This is a genomic window from Pseudomonas mucidolens (assembly GCF_900106045.1).
GTDB classification, from domain to species: domain Bacteria; phylum Pseudomonadota; class Gammaproteobacteria; order Pseudomonadales; family Pseudomonadaceae; genus Aquipseudomonas; species Aquipseudomonas mucidolens.
In genome coordinates this window covers 5,039,695-5,061,360 of record NZ_LT629802.1, presented here as the reverse complement: position 1 = coordinate 5,061,360, position 21,666 = coordinate 5,039,695, and the positions used below count along the sequence as shown (strand labels likewise).

Genomic DNA, 21,666 nt, shown 5'->3' with positions numbered 1-21,666 from the left:
GGTACGCACACGATGAAAAGTCTGAACAACTCCGCGCTCGGTAGCGTCGCGCTGCTGATCCTGTTCCTGGTGCTCTGGCAATGGGGACCAGGATGGCTCGGCATGCCCGAATTCGTCATGCCAAAACTGAGTCGCGTGGCCCAGGAAAGCCTGGTGATGTGGCACAGCGGCGGCTTGCTGCAACATACCCTGATCACCGCGCTGGAAATCGTCGTCGGCTTCGCCCTCGGCGCGCTGCTGGGTGTGGTGATCGGCGTGTCTCTGGGCCTCTCGCCCGCCGCCGAGGCGATGTTATCGCCTTATATTTTGGCGTTGCAGATCGCCCCCAAAGTTGCCTTTGCGCCGCTCTTTGTGATGTGGCTGGGCTACACCATTTACCCGAAGATTCTGATCGCGATCCTGATCGTATTTTTCCCGGTGATGATCAACGTGCTCTCGGCGATCCGTACGGTCGATCCAGACATGATCAACCTGGTGCGCACCATGAACGCCAGCCGCTGGCAGATTTTCCGCCTGGTGGAGTTCCCCTCGGCCATGGCCGCGCTGTTTTCCGGTCTGCGCATTGCCTCGACCCTGGCGGTGATCGGCGTCACCGTCGGCGAGCTGGTGGGCGGCAACCAGGGCCTGGGTTTCCTGCTGGTGGACGCTGAAGGCCAGGGCAATACGGCCGGCGTATTCGTCGCTATTGTCATGCTCACCCTGATCGGGGTGATCGCTTACGGCGCGGTGGTCTGGGCAGAAAAACGTGTCCTGCACTACATGCCCAAAGCCATGTTGAGCACGCAATGATGAGTATCCAGAACCGTTTGCTTGAAGGTCGCCGGGTGCTGGTCACCGGCGGCGCCCGTGGCCTTGGCTACGCGTTCGCCCAGGCCATCGGCCGTGCCGGTGCCCGCGTGGTGATCGCCGATGTATTGGACGAACGTGTGCAACAGACCGCCTGTGAACTACAGGCCCAGGGCCTGGACGTGCAGGCCGTGACGGTGGATCTGGCGCAGCCGACCTCGATCCAGGCGTGTATCGACTCGACACTCGGCCTACTGGGCGGTCTCGATGGCCTGGTGAATAACGCCTCCATCACCAACTCCGGCGGCAAGGGCTGCGAAGCACTGAGCATCGACACCTGGGACCAAGTGATGCAAGTCAATGTGCGCGGCACGTGGTTGATGACCACCGCCTGCCTGCCGGCACTGCGCGCCAGCGGCCAGGGCGCCATCGTCAACCTGGCTTCGGACACTCCGTTGTGGGGGGCACCGAACCTGCTGGCTTACGTCGCCAGCAAGGGCGCAATCATCGCCATGACCCGCAGCCTGGCCCGCGAACTGGGCGCCGACAACATCACGGTCAACGCGATTGCCCCAGGCTTGGTGCTAGTGGAAGCCACCGCCTACGTGCCGGAGGCGCGCCACCGCTTGTACAACGACCAGCGGGCCATCCAACGCCCGCAACTGCCCGAAGACGTCAGCGGCGCCGTGCTGTTCGCGCTCTCTGACCTTGCCCGCTTCATCACTGGACAAACCCTGCCGGTCAACGGCGGGTTTGTCATGCCTTGATCTGGAGACTGTCATGACTGATCTATCTGCCCAAAACGACACCCCGAAAAGCTGGGACCGCCCCGCCGGCGCCAGCCTTGAAAGCTGGATGAGCACGCGCATCGCCCGCTACGAGACACGCAAGTACGACTGGGATGCACTGAAATTCCAGGCCGACTACGACCCCAAATTCCGTCGTGCGCAAATGCGCTACATCGGCACCGGCGGCACCGGTATCAGCACCGACATGAACACCATCCCGTCCGAGCACTTCACCTTCTCCACCATGGTGATTCCGGCCGGCCACGAAGGCCCGCCGCACCTGCATATCGATGTCGAGGAAGTGTTCTTCGTGTTGCGCGGCAAGCTCAAGGTCGTGCTGGAAAAAGACGGCGAGCGCTTCGAGACGATCCTTACCGACCGCGACGTGATTTCCGTGCCGCCAGGTGTGTACCGCGAAGAAATCAACATCGGCGATGAAGACGCGCTGATGTGCGTGATGCTCGGCGCGAAAAAACCGATCACCCCGACCTATCCGCCAGAGCACCCTCTGGCTTCGATCAAGCGCGGATAAGCCCATGTTGCCAGGACTCTCTCAAGCCCCGCCGACGGCTGACCTGCAAGCCCAGTTGGAGCGCGACTTTCCCCAGCGCCTGGTGCTCGCAGCCGGTGGCCGGCAGGCGCTGCGCGAATGTGGCGCGGGGCCGACAGTGGTCATGCTGCACGGCATCGGCTCCGGGGCGGCGTCCTGGCTGCAAGTGGCCCAACACTTGGCGCCCCGCGCTCGGGTCATCGCCTGGGACGCGCCGGGCTACGGTGATTCCAGCCCCCTGGAGTCAGACGCGCCGAAGGCCGAGCAGTACGCGACGCGGCTGGCACAGATGCTGGATGCCCTGAGTGTCGAGCAGTGCGTGCTAGTGGGCCACTCCCTCGGCGCGTTGACCGCCCTGGCGCTGGCGCGTAGCTCACAGGCCAATCGAGTGAGCCGCCTGATATTGATCAGCCCGGCTCGCGGCTATGGCGCACCGCAACACGCCGCGCAGCGCCAGCAGGTACGCCAGCAACGCCTGGACAATCTGCAACGCCTGGGTATCGCCGGCCTGGCCAAAGAACGCAGCGCCCACATGCTGTCGCCTTGTGCCACGCCCCAGGCCCTGGCCTGGGTGCGTTGGAACATGGAGCGCCTGAACCCGGTCGGCTATCGCCAGGCAATCGAGTTGTTGTGCGGTGATGACCTGTTGCGCCACGGCCAGCCCGACATGCCCTGCGAAGTGCATTGCGGCGAGGCCGACAGCATCACCACCGCCCAAACCTGCCTGAGCGTAGCCAAGGCGCTGGGCGCCGGCTTCAACCTGATTGCCGACGCCGGTCATGCCAGCCCCATCGAACAACCGCAGGTGGTAGCCGGTCGCCTGGCCTTTGCCATCCAACAATCCCTGACAGGTACACGCCTATGAACGATTCCGATCTGTTGAAGGATGCCCAGGACAAATACATCGTGCCTGGCCTTGAGCGCGGGTTGTTGCTGCTCTGCGAATTCAGCCGGCGCAACCGCACCCTGACCGCGCCGGAACTGGCACGCCGCCTGGCGCTGCCGCGCTCGACCATTTTCCGCTTGCTAACCACCCTGGAAACCATGGGCTTCGTCACCCGCAGCGGCAACGAATACCGCCTGGGCATGTCGGTGCTGCGCCTGGGCTTCGAATACCTCGCTTCGCTGGAGCTGACCGAGCTTGGCCAGCCGTTGCTGGCGCGCTTGTGTGACCGCCTCAACTACCCGAGCAACCTGGTGGTGCGCGACGGGCGCTCGATCGTCTACGTGGCCAAGGTTTCGCCGCCTTCGGTGTTTTCCAATGCGGTCAACGTCGGCACCCGTCTGCCGGCGCACGCCACCGTGTTGGGGCGCATCCTCCTCGAAGACCTGTCGCTGGCCGAACTGCGCGAGCTGTACCCCGAAGAGCATCTGGAACAGCACTCGCCCTGCACGCCCAAGACGGTGCTGGAGCTGTTCGACCTGGTGCAGGCCGACCGCCAGCGCGGTTTTATCAGCGGCGAAGGGTTCTTTGAGTCGGCGATTTCCACGGTGGCCGCGCCCGTACGTGACCAGAGCGGGAGCATCGTCGCTGCCCTAGGCGTGACTATTGCGACCACGCAAATCGGTCATGTGAATTTTGAAGAACTGCTGACCCAAGTGCGCCGCAGCGCTGACGAACTGTCACGCCTGCTCAACTACAACGGCGGCGCCCATAGTGGGCAGCCGCGCGTGACCGCCTTGATGAGAGATTGAGATGAGCCTTTTTCCCTTGCAGGGTCATGTTGCAATCGTCACCGGAGGCTCTTCGGGCATCGGCCTGGCCTGCGTCGAGCTGTTGCTGGAAAGCGGTGCCGGCGTGGCGTTCTGCGGCCGTGACCCAGAGCGCCTGCGCAGCGCCGAAGCCAGCTTGCGCCAGCGCTTCCCCCAGGCGCGGCTGCTGGCCCACGCCTGTAACGTACTCGATGCCGAATCGGTCAACGCCTTTGCCGCCGCCAGCCTCGCCGCGCTCGGCCCGGCAGGCATCTTGATCAATAACGCCGGGCAAGGCCGGGTCTCGACATTTGCCGATACCACCGACAGCGCCTGGACCGAAGAGCTGAACCTGAAATTCTTCTCGGTGATCAACCCGGTCCACGCCTTCAAACGCCAGCTGGAAAGCCAGGTCGACGCCGCCATCGTCTGCGTCAACTCGCTGCTGGCCAGCCAGCCTGAACCACACATGGTTGCCACCTCGGCCGCTCGCGCCGGGGTGATGAACCTGGTGCGTTCGATGGCCACCGAATTCGCCCCCCAGGGCATCCGCGTCAACGGCATCCTGATTGGCCTGGTGGAATCCGGGCAATGGCGTCGACGTTTCGAGGCGCGCGAAGAGCGCCACCTCGACTGGGCGCAATGGACCGCCCAGCTGGCACAACGCAAACACATTCCCTTGGGGCGCCTGGGCCTGCCGATTGAAGCGGCCCGCGCGATCCTGTTTCTGGCCTCGCCTCTGTCGGCTTACACCACAGGCAGCCATATCGATGTATCCGGAGGCCTGTCCCGCCATGCGTAATGAAAATACTGTGACTGTCGGCGCTGCCATCACCGCCTTTCTCGAACAATGCGACGTCAAGGCGGCGTTCGGCGTGATCTCGATCCACAACATGCCGATCCTCGATGCCTTTGCGGTGCGCGGCAATATCCGCTTCGTCATGGCTCGTGGCGAAGCCGGCGCGGCGAACATGGCCGACGCCTATGCCCGCACCACCGGCGGCCTGGGCGTATGCCTGACGTCCACCGGCACCGCCGCCGGCAATGCCGCTGGTGCCCTGGTGGAAGCGCAGACTGCCGGCACGCCGCTGCTGCACATCACCGGGCAGATCGAAACGCCGTACCTGGATCAGGAACTGGCTTATATCCACGAAGCCCGCGACCAGTTGAACATGCTCAAGGCGGTGTCCAAGGCAGCCTTTCGTGTGCGCAGCGTCGAAACCGCCATCAGCACCCTGAAGCTGGCCGTGCAGACCGCCCTGACCGCGCCGACCGGCCCGGTGAGCGTCGAGATCCCGATCGATATCCAGTCGACCTTTATCCCGATGCCGACCGACCTGTCGCCACTGCCGATCCCGGTCGCCGTGCCGGCACCGGACGCCCTCGACCTGGTGGCCGAACGGCTGGCCGGTGCCAAGCGCCCGATGCTGTGGCTCGGCGGCGGTGCGCGGCATGCCGGCGCGCAGGTCAAGCGCCTGCTGGCGATGGGCGTGGGGGTGATCACTTCCACCCAGGGCCGTGGCGTGGTCAACGAAGATGACGAGCGCTGCCTGGGTGCTTTTTCACAGAACAAGCAGGTCGAGCAGTTTCTGCAAACCTGCGATGCGCTGCTGATCGCAGGTTCGCGCCTGCGCAGTAACGAGACCTTCAAGTACGCCCTGAAACTGCCGCGCAACACCCTGCGTATCGACGCCAACCCGGCCATCGAGGGCCGCAGCTACGCCAGCGAGTTGTTTATCTGCGGCGATGCCGCCCTGGCGCTGGAAGGCCTGGCCGATCGCCTTGAAGGGCGCCTGCACACCGATCCGAACTTCCTTGCCGAACTCAAGGCGGTCCGCGCGCAATCGCGCCGCCAACTGGTGGCCGACCTGGGGCCGTACTCGGCGATGGTCGAGCAGCTGCAAGCCAGCACCGGCCGCAACTTCTCCTGGGTGCGCGACGTAACCCTGTCCAACAGCATCTGGGGCAACCGCCTGCTCAACCTTTACCACCCGCGCGCCGGGGTGCATGCCCTCGGTGGCGGTATCGGCCAGGGCTTGGCCATGGGCATCGGCGCTGCCGTGGCCGCTGCCGAAACCGCCCCCGAACGCAAGGTGTTTGCCCTGGCCGGCGATGGTGGCTTCATCCTCAACCTCGGTGAGCTGGCGACCCTGGTCCAGGAGCGCGCCAACCTGGTGATCCTGTTGATGAACGACCAGCGCTACGGGGTGATCCGCAATATCCAGGACGCGGTCTACGGCAGCCGTCATTGCTACGTCGACCTGCACACCCCGGACTACACCAAGCTCGCCGACGCCTTGGGGTTGCGTCATGGCCTGGTCACCGACCTCAAGGACTTCGGCCGTGTGGTCGACAGTGCCCTGAGCCAGCCCGGCCCGTTCCTGCTGGAAGTCGACATGCTCAGCGTCGGCAACTTCGCCACCCAGTTTGCCGGCCCGCCCAACAGCGAAACCAAAGCCCAGAAGGCTTCCGCCTGAGGATCGCCGCATGTTGCATATTACGATGATCGGCTGCGGCGCCATTGGCGTCGGCGTGCTCGAGTTGTTGGAGAACGACCCGCAGCTGTGCGTGGACTACGTCATCGCATCCGAAGGTTCCAAAGCCCTGGTGCGCCAGCGCCTGGCCAGTTTCAAGCGGCCACCGCAGGTGCTCACGGCATTGCCCGCCGACGCCCGCCCGGATTTTCTGGTGGAATGCGCCGGCCACCGGGCGATTGAAGAACACGTGCTGCCGGCGCTGGAACGCGGTATCGCCTGCCTGATCGTGTCGGTCGGCGCCTTGTCCGAGGTCGGTCTGGTGGAACGCCTGGAAGCGGCTGCCGAGCGCGGCCACACGCGTATCGAATTGCTGCCCGGCGCCATTGGCGGCATCGATGCATTGTCTGCGGCCAAGGTCGGCGGGCTCGACTCGGTCAACTACACCGGGCGCAAGCCGGCCCACGCCTGGAAGAACACGCCCGGCGAGCAGGCCTGCAACCTGGACACCATCAGCGAAGCCACGGTGATCTTCCAGGGCAGCGCCCGCGAAGCGGCGCGGCTGTACCCCAAGAACGCCAACGTCGCCGCCACCCTGTCACTGGCCGGACTTGGCCTGGATCGCACGCAGGTCACGCTGATCGCCGACCCCCACAGCGATGAAAACGTTCACCACTTTGAAGCCCGTGGCGCCTTTGGCGGTTTCGAGTTGAGCCTGCGCGGCAAACCGCTGCTGGCCAACCCCAAGACCTCGGCGCTGACCGTTTACAGCGTGGTCCGTGCCTTGGGCAACCACGCCCATGCGATTTCGATTTAGGAGCCGGTCGATGACCCTCGGACAGACTTTACCTATCTGCATCGCCGGCGAGTGGCGCCTGGGCCGTGGCGCGCGCTACGCCAGCCGCTACCCGGCCACCGGCGAGGCCGTCGCCTGGCTGAATGCCGCCGACCTGCAAGACGTCGAAGACGCCATCCAGGGCGCGCACCAAGCATTCCTGCACAGCGGCTGGGCGCAGCGCAAACCTCACGAGCGGGCCGGTGTGCTGTATCGCATTGCCGAGCTGATCCGCCAGCACAGCGAAGAACTGGCGCAACTGCAGCGCCAGGACAACGGCAAGCCCATCAGCGAAACCCGCGCCCTGGTGGCCAGCGCCGCCGGTACGTTCCAGTTTTTCGCCGCAGCCTGCGAAACCCTGGAAGAAACCATTACGCCCTCGCGCGGTGATTTCGTCAGCATGAGCGTGTACGAACCGATGGGCGTGGTCGCCGCAATCACCCCGTGGAACTCGCCCATCGCCAGCGAAGCGCAGAAGGTCGCGCCAGCCCTGGCAGCGGGCAATGCGGTGGTGATCAAGCCGGCAGAAATCACCCCGCTGCTGGCCCTGCGCCTGGCGCGCCTGTGCGAAGAGGCCGGCCTACCCAAGGGCTTGATCAGCGTGTTGCCGGGCAAAGGCTCGCTGCTGGGCGATGCATTGACCCGTCATCCACTGGTCAAGCGCGTGTCGTTCACGGGCGGCACCAGCACCGGCAAGCACATCGCGCATATTGCCGCCGACAAGATGATGCCGGTGTCCCTGGAACTGGGCGGCAAGTCGCCAACCATTGTGTTGGAAGATGCCGATCTCGATCATGCGGTGGCCGGCGTGCTGTACGGCATTTTCAGCTCCTCGGGCGAGGCCTGCATCGCTGGCTCGCGGTTGTTCGTGGCGCGCGCGTTATACGAGCCGTTCATGCAGCGTTTAGTCGCCGCCGCCGCCAATCTGCGGGTCGGTGACCCGGCTGACGAAAACACGCAAATGGGCCCGCTGATCAGCGCCGCCCACCGTGAATCAGTCGAGCGCTACGTCGCCCTCGGCCTGGCCGAAGGCGGCCGCCTGCGCCTCGGCGGGCAGCGGCCCAGCGGCGGTCTCTACGATCAAGGCTACTTCTACCCGCCGACCATCCTCGAAGGCCTGGGCAACCACCAGCAGGTGTGCCAGGAAGAGATCTTCGGCCCGGTGCTGGTGGCCATGCCGTTCGACGACGAAACCCAACTGCTGGAGCAGGCCAATGACAGCCTGTACGCCCTCGCCGCCGGTATCTGGACCCGCGATTACAAGCGCGCCTGGGCCCTGGGCCGACGTTTGCAGGCCGGCACCGTGTGGATCAACACCTACAAGCAGTTCTCGATTTCCACGCCCTTTGGCGGCTGGCGCGACAGTGGCCTGGGCCGCGAAAAAGGTCGCCTGGGGATCCTGCAATACATGGAACAGAAGAGCCTCTACTGGGGCATGAACGAACAGCCACTGGCCTGGGCCGGTGTGCCGCGAGAGGTAACGCTATGAGCGTTTTAGGTATTGATGAAGTCACCTATGGCGTCGAGGACCTCGACACCTGCGTGCGTTTTTTCAGCGATTGGGGCCTCAAGCAAGTCAGCACCCAGCCCGATGAAGTGATTTTTGAAACCCTCAACGGCTGCCGCGTGGTGCTTGCCGATCTGAACAAACCGGGCCTGCCGCCCGCCATCGAGGCCGGGTCCACCGTGCGCGAAGTAGTGTGGGGCGTGGCCAACGCGGCGGACCTGGCGCTGTACAGCGAACGCATCGCCCGCGATCCGGATTTTGTCGAGCGCGACGGGCGCATCGGCTGCACCGATCCCAATGGCCTGGCGATCCGCCTGCAAGTCACCCGCAAGCGCGAGCTCGATATCGAATGCAGCGGCCACAACACCTGGCAGACCAAGGGCCGGATCAACAAGGCGGCGCCGATCTATGAGCGCGCCACGCCAATTGAGGTCGGGCATGTGGTGTTTTTCGTCAAGGATGTGAATGCCTGCGAAGCCTTCTACCACGAGCGTTTCGGCTTCCAGGCCTCGGACCGCTATCCGGACCGCGGGGCCTTTTTGCGCACCGCCGAAGAAGGCGGCCATCACGATCTGTTCATGCTGCAACTGCCGGCACCCCGGGCCGGCCTGAACCATGTGGCCTTTACCGTGCGCGACGTCCACGAAGTGTTCGGTGGCGGCATGCATGTGTCCCGCAGCGGCTGGCCGACCGAGATCGGCCCGGGACGCCATCCGGTTTCATCGGCGTTCTTCTGGTACTTCAAAAACCCGGCCGGGGCGCTGGTGGAGTACTACGCCGACGAAGACCAACTGACCGGCGAATGGCAGCCGCGCAGCTTTGAACCCGGGCCTACGGTGTTCGCCGAATGGGCGATTGCCGGTGGCATCGACGGCCATACCCGGCGCCAGCAACACGTCGAGGCGCCGCAAGGCAAATTTCTTACCGACAAACCGAAACCCTGAGCAGGAGCCGTCCATGTCTTCCCTGAACATTGCCATCGCCGGTGCCGGTATCGGCGGCCTCACCGCCGCTATCGCGCTGCACCGTGCCGGTCACCAGGTCACCGTGTTCGAGCAGTCGAAAGCCTTTTTGCGGGTCGGTGCCGACATCAACCTCACCCCCAATGCGGTGCGTGCGCTGGACGGCCTTGGCATCGGCGCGGCGGTACGGATTCCCGCCGCCCGCCCGACCCACCGCATCAGCCGGATGTGGGACAGCGGTGAAGAAACCTCGCGCCTGGCGATGTCCGACGCCGCCGAACAGAAATACGGCGCACCGCAACTGACGATTCACCGCGCCGACTTGCTGGCGGCACTGGCCGAGGTGTTCCCGCTTGCGCAGGTACAGTTCGCCAAGCGCGCCGAACGGGTCGAGCAAACCGATGACGGCATCACGTTGCATTTCAAGGATGGCGACCAGCACCGCTGTGACGTGCTGATCGGTGCCGACGGTATCCACTCGGTAGTGCGCAATGCGCTGTTTGGCGAAGAGCACCCACGCTTTACCGGGGTGGTGGCATACCGTGCGGTGGTGCCGGCCGAGCGCGTGGCGCACGTGCCAAATATCCAGGCATTCACCAAATGGTGGGGCCCCAACCCGCAGAGCCAGATCGTCACGTTCCCGCTGAATCAGGGCAAGGACATTTTCATCTTCGCCACCACGGCCCAGGACAGCTGGCACGAAGAGTCCTGGACCAGCGCCGGGGATGCCGATGAACTGCGCAGCCATTACCAGGCGTTCCACCCAGACGCCCGTGCGCTGCTGGAGGCTTGCAGCGATGTACTCAAGACCGCGCTGTATGAGCGCGACCCACTGCCGTTCTGGTCCAAGGGCGCCATCACCCTGTTGGGCGATGCCTGCCACCCGATGATGCCGTTCATGGCACAGGGCGCCGGCCAGGCCATCGAAGACGCGGTGGTGCTCGGCCGCTACCTGCAAGACCTCGACAGCCCAGCCCAGGTCGCCGATGCGTTGCAGGCTTACCAGCAGGCGCGGCTGGCGCGTACCAGCCAGATCCAGATCGGCTCGCGGGGCAACCAGTGGCTCAAGGACGGCGGCAACGCCGACTGGGTCTACGGCTATGACGCCTGGGCGGTGCCCACCGAGAGCGCAGCCTGAACATGAGCGAGACATTGCTGGTGACCGTGCTGCTCAAGCACGACCAATCGAAGAACCTGGACGACATTCAGCGCCACATGAAGCAGCAGGACTGGTGGGAGCGTTTTCCACCCCAAGGCGTCGAGCTGGTGTCGTGGACCGTGGCCATGGGCCTGGGCCAGATCGTCACCCTGCGCTTGCCGCCCAGCCTGCTGCCGAGCCTCAACGTCGAGCTGGAACGCTCGGCCTGGGGCGTATTCAGCACTGAGGTTTTCCCTACATACGACTTTGTCCCGGTGCGCGAAACGATCCGCGAACGGGTACGCAACGGAGGTCAATGAGATGAGCACTACCGAACGATTCCTGGAGCCCCATCAGGCGCGCAAACGCCCCAACACGCAGTTCGAGGAGTTGCTGGGCGACTCCATCGAGCGCGCTTTCGGCAACGGCGTGACCGAGTTGCCCGCGCTGCTTGCCCACCTCAACCTGGCCGGCCCGCCCTGCCCGCTGACCAGCGGCGAGTGGACTGCAGATGCCTATGAAACCCTGATGGCCCGGCTGGGCGAATGACCCGGCAGAAGGAATAAAAACATGACCATGCAACTGACCGTCGACCCTGTTGAAAACCATCTGGCCAATGGCCTCAAAGACCTCTGGTTCCCGGTATTACCGTCGGACCTGCTGAGCGAAAAACCGGTATCGGTGCGCCGCCTGGGCTACAAGATTGCCCTGTGGCGCGACAACGATGGCCGCGTCCACGCCCTCGAAGACCATTGCCCTCACCGTGGCGCACCACTGTCCCAGGGCCCGGTGCTGGGCGATCGCCTGCAATGCCCTTATCACGGCATCGAAGTGCGCTGCGACGGCACCGTGACCAAGGTGCCCGGCAGCCCCGGTTGCAAGCTTGAAGGCAGCCGCCCCACGCGAATGTTCCACACCCGCGAGGCCGCAGGCGCGATCTTTGTGTTCAACGCCACCGACCCGCATCTGCAGACTCCGCCGGAGCTGGTACTGCCGGAGCAACTGACGTCGCCTGAGTGGAGCAGTTTTGTCTGCTACACCGAGTGGAAAGGCGACTACCGCTACGTGCTCGACAATGTCATGGACCCCATGCACGGCACCTACCTGCACAAGATGTCGCACTCGATGAGCGAAGGCGAAGCCACCGCCAAGTTCGTCACCCGCGACACCGACAATGGTTTCTTCTTCGAGAAAGAAGGCCAGCGCGGCGTGAACTTCGACTGGACCGAGTTCATGGACAACGGTTGCCATTGGCTGCGCCTGGAAATCCCTTATCCGAAAACCGGTGGCCCCGGTGGCAACTTCACCATCATCGGCAGCTACACCCCGAGCAGCCGCGCGCTGGCGGCGGTGTTCCACTGGCGTTGCCGCCCGCTGACCGGCTGGCAGCGCGACACCTGGCGCTTCCTCTACAAGAACCGCCTCGAAGCGCGCCACTGGGCAGTGCTGGAACAGGACCGGGTGTTGCTGGAGTTCATGGAGCCGGACGCCAACCAGCGGGAAAATCTTTACCAGCATGACTTGGGCGTGGTGCGGCTGCGGCGCTATTTGAAAAACGCTGCCAAGGCCCAGCTCGAACTGATCGACGCGAAGCAACTGCCATGAGCCCGGCCGTTCAGCGGGTTGATTGCCCTGCCGTGCTCGAGCCTGGCGCTGCCACTTGGTCGAACGCTCTGTTGATCGGCCGCGAGGTGGTGATGTCGGGCATGACCGCGCACCCGGCTTCACGCGAAACGACGTTGGACTGCTACGCCCAGACCCTGGTGGTACTGGGCAAGATCCAGGCATTGGTGGAGGCTGCCGGCGGCCATGTCGGCAATATCTTCCGGCTGACGGTGTACCTCACCGACATCGCTGACAAGGAACACGTGAGCCGCGCCCGACGTGATTTTTTCGCCGGGCAGGCGCTGTTTCCGACCTCCACCCTGGTGGCAGTCAGCGCGCTGGTATTTCCCGAACTACGGGTCGAAATCGAAGCCAGTGCCCGGCTCGATGTCGACCTGCGTACTGTCACAGAGGTGAACGATGTCTAAGCTCCTCAACGCCCGCGTCCACACCCTGCGCTACGAAGCCGAAGGCATTATCAGCGTCGAACTCAGACCGTTGGGCGATACCGTATTCACGCCGTTCGACGCCGGTTCGCACATCGACCTGCATTTGGCCAACGGCCTGGTGCGTAGTTACTCGTTGCTCAACTCGCCGAGTGACCAAGGGCGGTATGTGGTCGGCATCCTGCGCGACCGCAACAGCCGCGGCGGCTCGGAATATGTACACAGCCAACTGCGGGTCGGCATGCCCTTGTCGATCTCGGCGCCACGCAACAACTTTGCCCTGGACGTCAGCGCCAGCCACAGCGTGCTGGTGGCGGGTGGCATCGGTATCACGCCGATCTATTGTATGTTCCGTCAGTTGCTGGCACAGGGAAAATCCGCCGAATTGATCTACTGCGCCCGCTCACGCCAGGAAGCGGCGCTGGTGGAAGAGCTGAGCGGGCTCGACGCCAGGGTGGTTTACCACTTCAACGACGAAAAAGGCGTGCCGCCGGACCTCGCCATTTACCTCGCGGGGCAACCGCTGGATACGCATTTCTATTGCTGCGGCCCGACGCCGATGCTCGACGCTTTCGAGGGCACCTGTGAACGCCTGGGATATCCTCATGCTCACATCGAACGTTTTGCTGCCGCCGAACTGCCACCCAGCGCAGACGCGCAACGCAGCTACAGCGTGGAGCTGAAAAAAACCGGCAGAACCTTGTCGGTGGAGCCCGGCCTGAGCCTGCTGGATGTGTTGCTCGAGGCCGGTTGCGACATCGAGCACAGTTGCCGCGAAGGCGTTTGCGGCTCCTGCGAAACACCGGTGGTGGAAGGTGACATTGATCACCGCGACGGCGTGTTGACCAAGGCCGAGCGCGCGGCCAATAAATCCATGATGGTCTGCGTCTCCGGCTGCAAGAGCCGGCGTTTGGTGTTGGATCTCTAAACCACTGCCCCCTTCTGTAGGAGCGAGCTTGCTCGCGAAGAACCTGAGCGCAACGCGGTTATCCAAGATAACCCGCGTTATCGTTGACGTTTTCGCGAGCAAGCTCGCTCCTACATTACATCGGCGTGCCCATCTCATTGGCAATGTGCAATAAAGACGCACCTATCGCGGGCAATTTTGTTACCCACCTTCCTCTCTGTTTCATGAGTTATACAAGCTGTGTTGTTTCCCATATAAACAATTGTATTTAATCAACTTTATGTAAATTTCCGGCAAACATTCTGCCTGGCACAGTTCCTGCTCTACCCCTTGTGTATCCACAGATCAAACGGCGTTTCGCCGATAAAACAATAAGCGCCAACACTTAAACCCGGCACCACCCGCTCCCGCCACAGTTGCCTGATCAGGCAAGCGGACGAGTGTTGCCGATCACCCGGTAAAGCCGAGTATCACAAGGTGAGGTCAACATGACGCGTCGTATCGTATGTGCAGGATTGATGTTTGCCAGTTTCACCAGTTTCGCCGTCGAACCGATTCCATCCGAACCGGTACGCGCCAATGCAGCCAAAAAACCTTTCCCGCACATTGCCTGGCGCAGTGATGACGGCAACAGCAGCCTGGATATCGGCGGTGCATTGCGTACCAACTATCGCGACGAGCATTGGGACACCACCGAGAACAACGGGCGGTTTCTCTTCGACACCTTTCGCCTGGATGTGCAGGCCACTTACAAGAACCTCTACAGCGATATCGGCTACTGGTTCCAGGACGACGGCAAGCGCTCCATCGACCGTGGGTTCATCGGCTATCGGCTCAACGCCAACTCCAACCTGCAACTGGGGGCACCATTCAAGCCCTTCGGCCTGGAGCCTTACCCGCAATTCGGCTGGAGCTACCACTTACCGTTTTTCATGGGTTATGGCTCAAGTGCCGGTACCGGCCTCAAATACAGTTACAAGGATCAGGATTGGGACGTGCAGCTAGGCTTCTTCCCGCGCATGTTGCCCAGCGACATTCGCTATTCGCCGGAAGTCGGGCGCTACGCCGATCTGGATGACAATGCGATTGCCTTCACCCAATCGCGCCAGGACAACGAGAAGCACAACCAATTCAACGCTCGGGTAGCGCGCACCTTCAACAACGATGGCTGGAAAACCGAGATTGGGGCTTCGCTGGCCACCGCCCAGCTCTACAACGCCACCACCAAGGACGATGGCGACTACTGGGCCGCAGGCGTGCATGCAATCATCAGCAAAGGTTTGTGGACCGTCACCACCCAAGCCATCCGCTACGAATACGACCCGCAAAACCCGGCCGGTGTCAGCAAGGATTCGGTGTTGATGGGTGGCAATGGCCTGACTCCCGCGTACCTGATCGCCTCCAAGGCCAGTCTCGCGTCGCTGAACGTCGGCTACGACATCTACACGCCCCGGCTTGGGCAGTTGAAGAAGATCAAGCTGTACAGCGATTACAGCCGAATGATGAAAGACAAAAGCGGCTGGGACGACTCGCAGATGTACACCGTCGGCGCGCAGTTCCTGGCCATGCCGATCATGGCTTGGGTCGACCTGACCTGGGCCCGCAACGCCAACCCCTACGGTGGTGCGGAGAATGGCAGCGGGTTTACCAATACCAGCTCGGTGGGCAGCAACGAGTGGTACTACCGCACCAACGTCAATATTGGTTACTACTTCTAAGGTTTTACCCCGTGTAGGAGCGAGCTTGCTCGCGAGAAATTCAAGAGCACCTCGGGGTGCCAGATTTCCCGCGTTATCGTTAGCGACCTTCGCGAGCAAGCTCGCTCCTACAGGGATACATTCCAGATCGTCAGCGGGAATCGAGCCGCGCTTTTCCCACCGACCATTCCTCGGGCAATTGCGCCGGTTGCAGACGGTTGGCGCACACATAGGTATAGTGCCGCCCCTCTTCGCATGCACTGTCGTCGGTAACGAGACCCGAGTCATGCGAACGCCGAACTAATAACAACCCGCGAATTGGAACCGGGACGAGCACCCGATCCACCTATTGTGCTGCCTGCACGATAGTGTGTAACTCGATGTGTCGAACCGACCGGCTTCTGCCTTTAGAAAAAATAGCGAGGAATACTCCATGCTTGAAGTCATCAACGACTTCCTCTCAGGAAAAGTACTGATCGGGCTCATTGTCGGGCTCGGTGGTTACTTCACGATCCGCTCGCGCTTCGTTCAATTTCGTCACTTCTTTCATATGTTCGCGGTATTTCGCGACAGTCTGAAAAGCAGCGCCGGTCAACTCAGCTCATTCCAGGCGCTGATGCTCAGCCTGGCCGGGCGCGTCGGGGCCGGTAACATCGCGGGCGTCGGCATTGCCGTGACGCTCGGTGGACCGGGCGCGGTGTTCTGGATGTGGGTGACTGCCTTGGTGGGCATGTCCTCAAGCTTTATCGAGTGCTCCCTCGGCCAACTCTACAAACGCACTGACGCCGAAGGCACCTACCGGGGTGGCCCGGCCTATTACATCCAGCACGGCTTGCACAAGCGTTGGCTGGGGATGGTGATGGCATTCCTACTGCTGGTGACATTCGGCTTTGCCTTCAACGGTCTACAAGCTCACGCGGTGACGCACTCGCTCAATAATGCCTTCGGCTTCGATACCACCTACACCGGCCTGGCGCTGGTGGCATTGCTGGGCCTGGTGTTCATCGGCGGGATCAAGCGCATCGCCTCGATCGCCGACCTACTGGTGCCGGTCAAGACCCTGGTCTACATCGCCGTGACCCTCTACGTGATCGTGCTGCAATTCGATCAGGTGCCGGGCATGTTGATGACCATCGTCAAGAGCGCCTTCGGCCTCGACCAGGCCTTCGGTGGCCTGCTCGGCAGCGCGATTATCATGGGCGTCAAGCGCGGCGTATTCGCCAACGAAGCGGGCCTGGGCAGCGCGCCCAACGTCGCCGCCGTGGCCTCGGTCGAACACCCGGTCGCCCAAGGCGTGGTCCAGGCGTTCAGCGTGTTCCTCGACACCTTCATCATCTGCACCTGCACCGCGCTGCTGATCCTGCTGTCGGGTTTTTACACCCCCGGTTTCGAAGGCGACGGCATTGCCCTGACCCAGAACTCGCTGGCGGCCGTGGTCGGCGACTGGGGCCGGATGTTCATCTCGGTGGCCCTGGCGTTATTCGTGTTCACCTCGATCATGTACAACTACTACCTCGGCGAGAGTAACCTGCGCTTTTTGCTCGGCAACAACCGCAAGATGCTGATTGGTTACCGCACGCTGGTATTGGTGTTGATTTTCTGGGGCTCGGTCGAAAACCTGAGCACGGTGTTCGCGTTCGCCGACATCACCATGACCCTGCTGGCATTCGTCAACCTGTTCGCCCTGGCGTTCCTGTTCAAGATCGCCATGCGTATCCTGCGTGACTACGACGGCCAGCGCGCCGCGGGGATCAAGACGCCGGTATTCGATTCCAGCCAGTTCCCCGATCTGGACCTGGATCTCAAGGCCTGGCCGGCCAACCCGGCAACCACTGGGTCTGTCGCCACGGCCGCTGCTGAATCGAACGCTCAAACGCAACGCTAAGAGCCGTGACACACCGTGTGGCCTTGGGCATGCTCTGGGGCACGCGGTGTTTTTCATTCAGGAGAAGGTTCGATGGCCCCAGCAAATAACATCATGGTGCTCTACACCGGTGGCACCATCGGCATGCAGGCCAGTGCCAATGGCCTGGCCCCGGCCTCGGGGTTCGAAGCCCGGATGAGCGAGTACCTCGCCGGACAACCCCAACTCACTGTACCCGCATGGCGCTTCCGGGAAATGGCGCCGCTGATCGACAGCGCCAACATGACCCCGGATTACTGGCAGCGTTTGCGCGTGGCCGTGATCGAAGCGGTGGACGACGGTTGCGACGGCGTGCTGATTCTGCATGGCACCGACACCTTGGCCTACAGTGCGGCGGCCATGAGCTTCCAGCTGTTGGGGCTGTCCGCGCCGGTGCTGTTCACCGGCTCCATGTTGCCCGCCGGCGTGCCGGACAGCGATGCCTGGGAAAATGTCAGCGGTGCGCTGGTAGCGTTGGGCGAAGGCCTCGCGGCGGGTGTGCACCTGTACTTTCACGGCGCACTGATGGCGCCAACCCGTTGCGCAAAGATTCGCAGCTTTGGCCGGCATCCGTTTGCCGCGTTGCAACGCACCGGCGGGGTCGCCAAGGCCGATTCGATCCCGCAGACACTGGGCTTTCGTCACGCCAAGGCAGTGGCGAACGTCGGCGTCTTGCCACTGGTGCCGGGCATTGGCGCGGCGCAACTGGACGCAATGGTCAACAGCGGCATCCAGGCATTGGTGTTGGAGTGCTTCGGCAGCGGCACCGGGCCGAGCGACAACCCCGAGTTCCTCGCCAGCCTTCAGCGCGCACAGGATCAGGGCGTCGTCGTCGTCGCCCTCACCCAATGCCATGAAGGTGGCGTGGACCTGGACGTCTACGAAGCCGGCAGCCGCTTACGCGGCGTGGGCGTGTTGTCCGGTGGTGGAATGACCCGTGAGGCGGCATTCGGCAAACTCAATGCGTTGCTCGGTGCCGGGCTCGACACCCGCGAAGTCCGCCGCCTGGTCGAGTTGGACCTGTGCGGCGAGCTGCGCTGAGCGGCATGTAACTTGCTCTTCTTCCAGCCATCCCCTGGCTGGAAGATTCCATGCTGCACTCCCACCTCACCACCCTCAACGCCGTCTCCCTGGTGCTCAATACCTTCAAGGGCGAAGGCCTGCCGCCTGAAGACCTGCTCGCCGGCAGCGGTATCTGCACGGCGGACTTGAGCCGTCCCGACGCCCGCATCACCACCAATCAGGAAATGCGCGTCTGCGCCAATGCCGTGGCGTTGCGAGGGGATATCGGCCTGGACCTCGGCCGGCAGATGCACGTTTCGTCCTACGGCATGCTCGGTTATGCGCTGCTCACCAGTGCCACCTTTGGTGACGCCTTGCGCCTGGCGTTGCGCTATCCGGCGCTGCTGGGAACACTTTTCGCGCTGCGCCTGCAAGAAGACGGCGAGCGCATCTGGTTCAGCGCCAGCGATTACCGGGAAATGCCGGCCATGGCGATATTCAACGTCGAGCTGTGCCTGGCCTCGCTGAAAGTCATCTGTGACGACCTGCTCGGCCAGCCGCTGCCGTTGCTGGGCGCGCGTTTTGAATACCCCGCCCCGGATTATCGTGCGCGGTATGCGGAACGCTTCGACTGCCCGCTGCACTTCGAGGCTGGCAACAACGCCTTTGCCTTCGACAAACGCTGGATGGATCAGCCGCTGCCCCTGGCCGATGCCATCACCCACCAGACCATGGCCGAACGCTGCCGCAAGCAGAACCTGGAGTTCACCGGGCGTCAGGCCTGGCTGGGCAGAATCCGGCAATTGCTCGCGGCCCAGCTCAGCGCCGCACCCGGCATTGAAGGCCTGGCCGAACAGATGAACTGTTCGGCCCGCACCCTGCGCCGTCACCTGCGTGATCTGGGTTGCAGCTACCAGGAACTGCTCGACGAGCTGCGCTTTGAACGTGCCAAGCAGTTGCTGGGGGAAGGTCAACTGCCGATCTACCGTATCGCCGAGCAATTGGGCTTCAGCGAAACGGCCAGCTTCCGCCATGCATTTGTGCGCTGGAGCGGTGTTGCACCGAGCGCGTTTCGCACTTGAGCCTGCACTGTGTTGAGGCTGTCGCAAGCCAGCCCGTTCACCGATAGGGCGAATTATGGACAGATAATTTGGCCGTATTTATCCCCTTTTGGCCGCTCCTGCCGTTCTCATACCGCGGCTCCACCGCAAGACTGCAGATACCGATACCGCCTGCGGAGAACAACAAATGCTGACGATCTACTCGGACGATCACCACCTGCACCACGGCCGTTGCGAATTGATGGACGGGCAACTGATGCCGTGTTTTGAAATGCCCTCCCGCGCCGACCATGTGTTGCAACGCGTGAAGGAGTGCGGACTGGGTCCGGTACATGCGCCTCAAGATTTTGGTCTCGCGCCGCTGCAACGTATCCACAGCCGCGCTTACCTGGACTTCTTCAAAGGTGCCTGGCAACGCTGGACCGCCTTCAACCAGCAGGGCGACCTGCTGCCCTACACCTGGCCGGCCCGGACCCTGCGTCGGGTCTTGCCCACCAGCCTGCACGGCCAATTGGGCTACTACAGCTTCGACGGCGGCGCGCCTATCACCGCCGGTACCTGGCAAGCCGCCTATAGCGCCGCCCAGGTCGCATTGACCGCCCAGCAGGCGATCCAACAGGGCGCACACAGTGCCTTCGCGCTGTGTCGACCGCCGGGACATCATGCCGCCAGCGACCTGATGGGCGGTTACTGCTACCTCAACAACGCCGCCATCGCCGCGCAGGCCTTTCTCGACCAGGGCCATAAACAGGTCGCGATCCTGGACGTCGACTATCACCACGGCAACGGCACGCAATCGATCTTTTATGCGCGCAGCGACGTGCTGTTTACCTCGATCCACGGGCATCCGGAGGCTGAGTTTCCGTTCTTCCTGGGCTATGCCGATGAGCGGGGCGAGGACGCGGGAGAAGGTTTCAACTTCAACTATCCGCTGCCGGCCGGCACCGACTGGAGCCGTTGGAGTGCAGCACTGGAGGACGCCTGCAACGAAATCGAGCGTTACGGCGCCGAGGTCATCGTGGTCTCTCTCGGTGTGGATACGTTCAAGGAGGATCCGATCTCGCAGTTCAAGCTCGACAGCCCGGATTACCTGATGATGGGCCAACGTATCGCGCAACTTGGCAAGCCCACGCTGTTCGTCATGGAAGGCGGTTATGCCGTGGAAGAAATCGGCATCAATGCCGTCAACGTCCTCGAAGGCTTCGAACAGGAGTCAAGCCGATGAACAGGCTCAAATCGCTGGTCCTGTGTGCCGCCCTCGTGACTGGCATCGCACACGCTGAAGAGAATACTTTGCGAGTCTACAACTGGTTCGACTACATCACGCCCAAGGCGCTGGATGACTTCAAGACGCAAAACCCCGCGATCAAACTGGTCTACGATATTTTCGACACCAATGAAGCCCTGGAAGCCAAGCTACTGACGGGCAACTCCGGCTATGACGTCGTGGTGCCGTCGAATGTGTTCCTCGCCAAGCAGATCGAGGCCGGCGTATTCCAGCCCCTGGACCGCAGCCAGTTACCGAACTGGCATCACCTTGATCCCAAGCTGATGCAGTTGATCGAAGCCAACGATCCAGAGAACAAGTTCGCTGTGCCCTACATGTACGGCACCATCCTCATCGGCTTCAACCCGGAAAAGGTCAAGGCCGCGCTGGGTGCCGACGCGCCGGTGGACAGCTGGGACCTGATCTTCAAGCAAGAGAACATCAGCAAGCTCAAGCAATGCGGGGTCACCCTGCTGGACTCACCGTCCGAAATGCTGCCGCTGGCCCTGCAACACCTAGGCCTGGATCCCAACAGCAACAACCCAAAGGATTACCTCAAGGCCGAAGCGCTGCTGATGAAGATCCGTCCGTACATCACCTACTTCCATTCCTCCAAGTACATGGCCGACATCGCCAACGGCGACATCTGCGTCGCCGTCGGTTATTCCGGCAGCTTCTCCCAAGCCGCCAACCGCGCCAAGGAAGCCAGGAACGGCGTGACCGTGGACATGCGCCTGCCCAGGGAAGGCGCGCCGATCTGGTTCGACATGCTCGCCATTCCCAAGGGCGCCAAGAACCCGCAGGCCGCCTATACCTTCATCAATTATTTGCTGCAACCGAGCGTCATTGCGCCGATCAGTGATTTCGTCGGTTATCCCAACCCCAACAAGGACGCAACCGAACAGGTTGCCCCCGCGATCCGCAACAATCCCAACCTGTACCCGACCGCAGCGGCGATGACCACGCTGTATACCTTGAAACCCTTGGACGCCAAGGTCGAGCGTTTCCGCACCCGCGCCTGGACCAAGATCAAGTCCGGAACCTGA

22 protein-coding genes and 1 pseudogene are annotated in these 21,666 nt (G+C 62.6%); 22 read left to right on the top strand and 1 reads right to left on the bottom strand.

Annotated elements, in window-relative coordinates:
- Positions 1-12: 12 nt before the first annotated feature.
- The 17 genes from BLU75_RS23245 (at position 13) to BLU75_RS23165 (ending at position 15,408) form a co-directional block, all read left to right on the top strand.
- A complete protein-coding gene (locus BLU75_RS23245; RefSeq protein ID WP_084378284.1) occupies positions 13-789 on the top strand; it encodes an ABC transporter permease in 777 nt (258 codons plus the stop codon).
- The gene (locus tag BLU75_RS23240; protein WP_084378285.1) at positions 786-1,553 is read left to right on the top strand and encodes an SDR family oxidoreductase; all 768 of its coding nucleotides are present in this window, start codon (positions 786-788) and stop codon (positions 1,551-1,553) included. Before BLU75_RS23245 ends, BLU75_RS23240 begins: the two co-directional genes overlap by 4 nt.
- Before the next feature lie 13 nt (positions 1,554-1,566).
- A complete protein-coding gene (locus tag BLU75_RS23235; RefSeq protein ID WP_029289969.1) occupies positions 1,567-2,106 on the top strand; it encodes a cupin domain-containing protein in 540 nt (179 codons plus the stop codon).
- Between the two features lie 4 nt (positions 2,107-2,110).
- Positions 2,111-2,989 carry an alpha/beta fold hydrolase gene (locus tag BLU75_RS23230; RefSeq protein ID WP_084378286.1) on the top strand — a complete coding sequence of 293 codons (879 nt, stop codon included), beginning with the start codon at positions 2,111-2,113 and terminating at the stop codon, positions 2,987-2,989.
- Positions 2,986-3,819 carry an IclR family transcriptional regulator gene (locus BLU75_RS23225; RefSeq protein ID WP_084378287.1) on the top strand — a complete coding sequence of 278 codons (834 nt, stop codon included), beginning with the start codon at positions 2,986-2,988 and terminating at the stop codon, positions 3,817-3,819. Before BLU75_RS23230 ends, BLU75_RS23225 begins: the two co-directional genes overlap by 4 nt.
- 1 nt (position 3,820) lies before the next feature.
- Complete coding sequence (locus BLU75_RS23220) at positions 3,821-4,618, top strand: SDR family oxidoreductase (protein ID WP_084378288.1); 798 nt, start codon at positions 3,821-3,823, stop codon at positions 4,616-4,618.
- Positions 4,611-6,293, top strand: a complete 1,683-nt coding sequence (locus BLU75_RS23215; RefSeq protein WP_084378289.1) for a thiamine pyrophosphate-binding protein — start codon at positions 4,611-4,613, stop codon at positions 6,291-6,293. The genes BLU75_RS23220 and BLU75_RS23215 overlap by 8 nt, the downstream gene beginning before the upstream one ends.
- Positions 6,294-6,303: 10 nt before the next feature.
- Positions 6,304-7,107 carry an aspartate dehydrogenase gene (locus BLU75_RS23210; protein WP_084378290.1) on the top strand — a complete coding sequence of 268 codons (804 nt, stop codon included), beginning with the start codon at positions 6,304-6,306 and terminating at the stop codon, positions 7,105-7,107.
- Between the two features lie 10 nt (positions 7,108-7,117).
- Positions 7,118-8,614 (top strand): aldehyde dehydrogenase, encoded by a 1,497-nt coding sequence (locus BLU75_RS23205; protein WP_084378291.1) that lies wholly within the window; start codon positions 7,118-7,120, stop codon positions 8,612-8,614.
- A complete protein-coding gene (locus BLU75_RS23200) occupies positions 8,611-9,576 on the top strand; it encodes a VOC family protein (RefSeq protein ID WP_084378292.1) in 966 nt (321 codons plus the stop codon). Before BLU75_RS23205 ends, BLU75_RS23200 begins: the two co-directional genes overlap by 4 nt.
- Before the next feature lie 13 nt (positions 9,577-9,589).
- On the top strand, positions 9,590-10,732 hold the full coding sequence (locus tag BLU75_RS23195) for an FAD-dependent monooxygenase (protein WP_084378293.1): 1,143 nt from the start codon (positions 9,590-9,592) through the stop codon (positions 10,730-10,732).
- Positions 10,733-10,734: 2 nt separating this feature from the next.
- On the top strand, positions 10,735-11,052 hold the full coding sequence (locus BLU75_RS23190) for a hypothetical protein (protein ID WP_084378294.1): 318 nt from the start codon (positions 10,735-10,737) through the stop codon (positions 11,050-11,052).
- Between the two features lies 1 nt (position 11,053).
- The gene (locus BLU75_RS23185; RefSeq protein ID WP_084378295.1) at positions 11,054-11,281 is read left to right on the top strand and encodes a recombinase-like helix-turn-helix domain-containing protein; all 228 of its coding nucleotides are present in this window, start codon (positions 11,054-11,056) and stop codon (positions 11,279-11,281) included.
- Between the two features lie 21 nt (positions 11,282-11,302).
- Complete coding sequence (locus tag BLU75_RS23180; protein ID WP_084378296.1) at positions 11,303-12,337, top strand: aromatic ring-hydroxylating oxygenase subunit alpha; 1,035 nt, start codon at positions 11,303-11,305, stop codon at positions 12,335-12,337.
- On the top strand, positions 12,334-12,765 hold the full coding sequence (locus BLU75_RS23175) for a RidA family protein (protein ID WP_084378297.1): 432 nt from the start codon (positions 12,334-12,336) through the stop codon (positions 12,763-12,765). The genes BLU75_RS23180 and BLU75_RS23175 overlap by 4 nt, the downstream gene beginning before the upstream one ends.
- Positions 12,758-13,711, top strand: a complete 954-nt coding sequence (locus BLU75_RS23170) for a PDR/VanB family oxidoreductase (protein WP_084378298.1) — start codon at positions 12,758-12,760, stop codon at positions 13,709-13,711. The genes BLU75_RS23175 and BLU75_RS23170 overlap by 8 nt, the downstream gene beginning before the upstream one ends.
- 467 nt (positions 13,712-14,178) lie before the next feature.
- The gene (locus BLU75_RS23165) at positions 14,179-15,408 is read left to right on the top strand and encodes a hypothetical protein (protein WP_084378299.1); all 1,230 of its coding nucleotides are present in this window, start codon (positions 14,179-14,181) and stop codon (positions 15,406-15,408) included.
- Between the two features lie 12 nt (positions 15,409-15,420).
- On the opposite strand, the pseudogene BLU75_RS28020 reads toward BLU75_RS23165, so the two are convergent.
- Positions 15,421-15,534: pseudogene (locus tag BLU75_RS28020) on the bottom strand (outer membrane lipoprotein carrier protein LolA); the annotation flags it as partial.
- Positions 15,535-15,820: 286 nt separating this feature from the next.
- On the opposite strand from BLU75_RS28020, the gene BLU75_RS23160 reads away from it, so the two are divergent.
- The 5 genes from BLU75_RS23160 (at position 15,821) to BLU75_RS23140 (ending at position 21,666) form a co-directional block, all read left to right on the top strand.
- The gene (locus tag BLU75_RS23160; RefSeq protein ID WP_084378300.1) at positions 15,821-17,272 is read left to right on the top strand and encodes an alanine/glycine:cation symporter family protein; all 1,452 of its coding nucleotides are present in this window, start codon (positions 15,821-15,823) and stop codon (positions 17,270-17,272) included.
- A gap of 72 nt (positions 17,273-17,344) precedes the next feature.
- Positions 17,345-18,331, top strand: coding sequence for an asparaginase (locus tag BLU75_RS23155; protein WP_084378301.1), 987 nt, complete (start codon positions 17,345-17,347; stop codon positions 18,329-18,331).
- 50 nt (positions 18,332-18,381) lie between these two features.
- Entirely contained in the window at positions 18,382-19,374 is a 993-nt protein-coding gene (locus BLU75_RS23150; protein ID WP_084378302.1) for an AraC family transcriptional regulator, read from the top strand.
- Between the two features lie 166 nt (positions 19,375-19,540).
- Positions 19,541-20,578, top strand: coding sequence for a histone deacetylase family protein (locus tag BLU75_RS23145; protein ID WP_084378303.1), 1,038 nt, complete (start codon positions 19,541-19,543; stop codon positions 20,576-20,578).
- Positions 20,575-21,666 carry a polyamine ABC transporter substrate-binding protein gene (locus BLU75_RS23140; protein ID WP_084378304.1) on the top strand — a complete coding sequence of 364 codons (1,092 nt, stop codon included), beginning with the start codon at positions 20,575-20,577 and terminating at the stop codon, positions 21,664-21,666. Before BLU75_RS23145 ends, BLU75_RS23140 begins: the two co-directional genes overlap by 4 nt.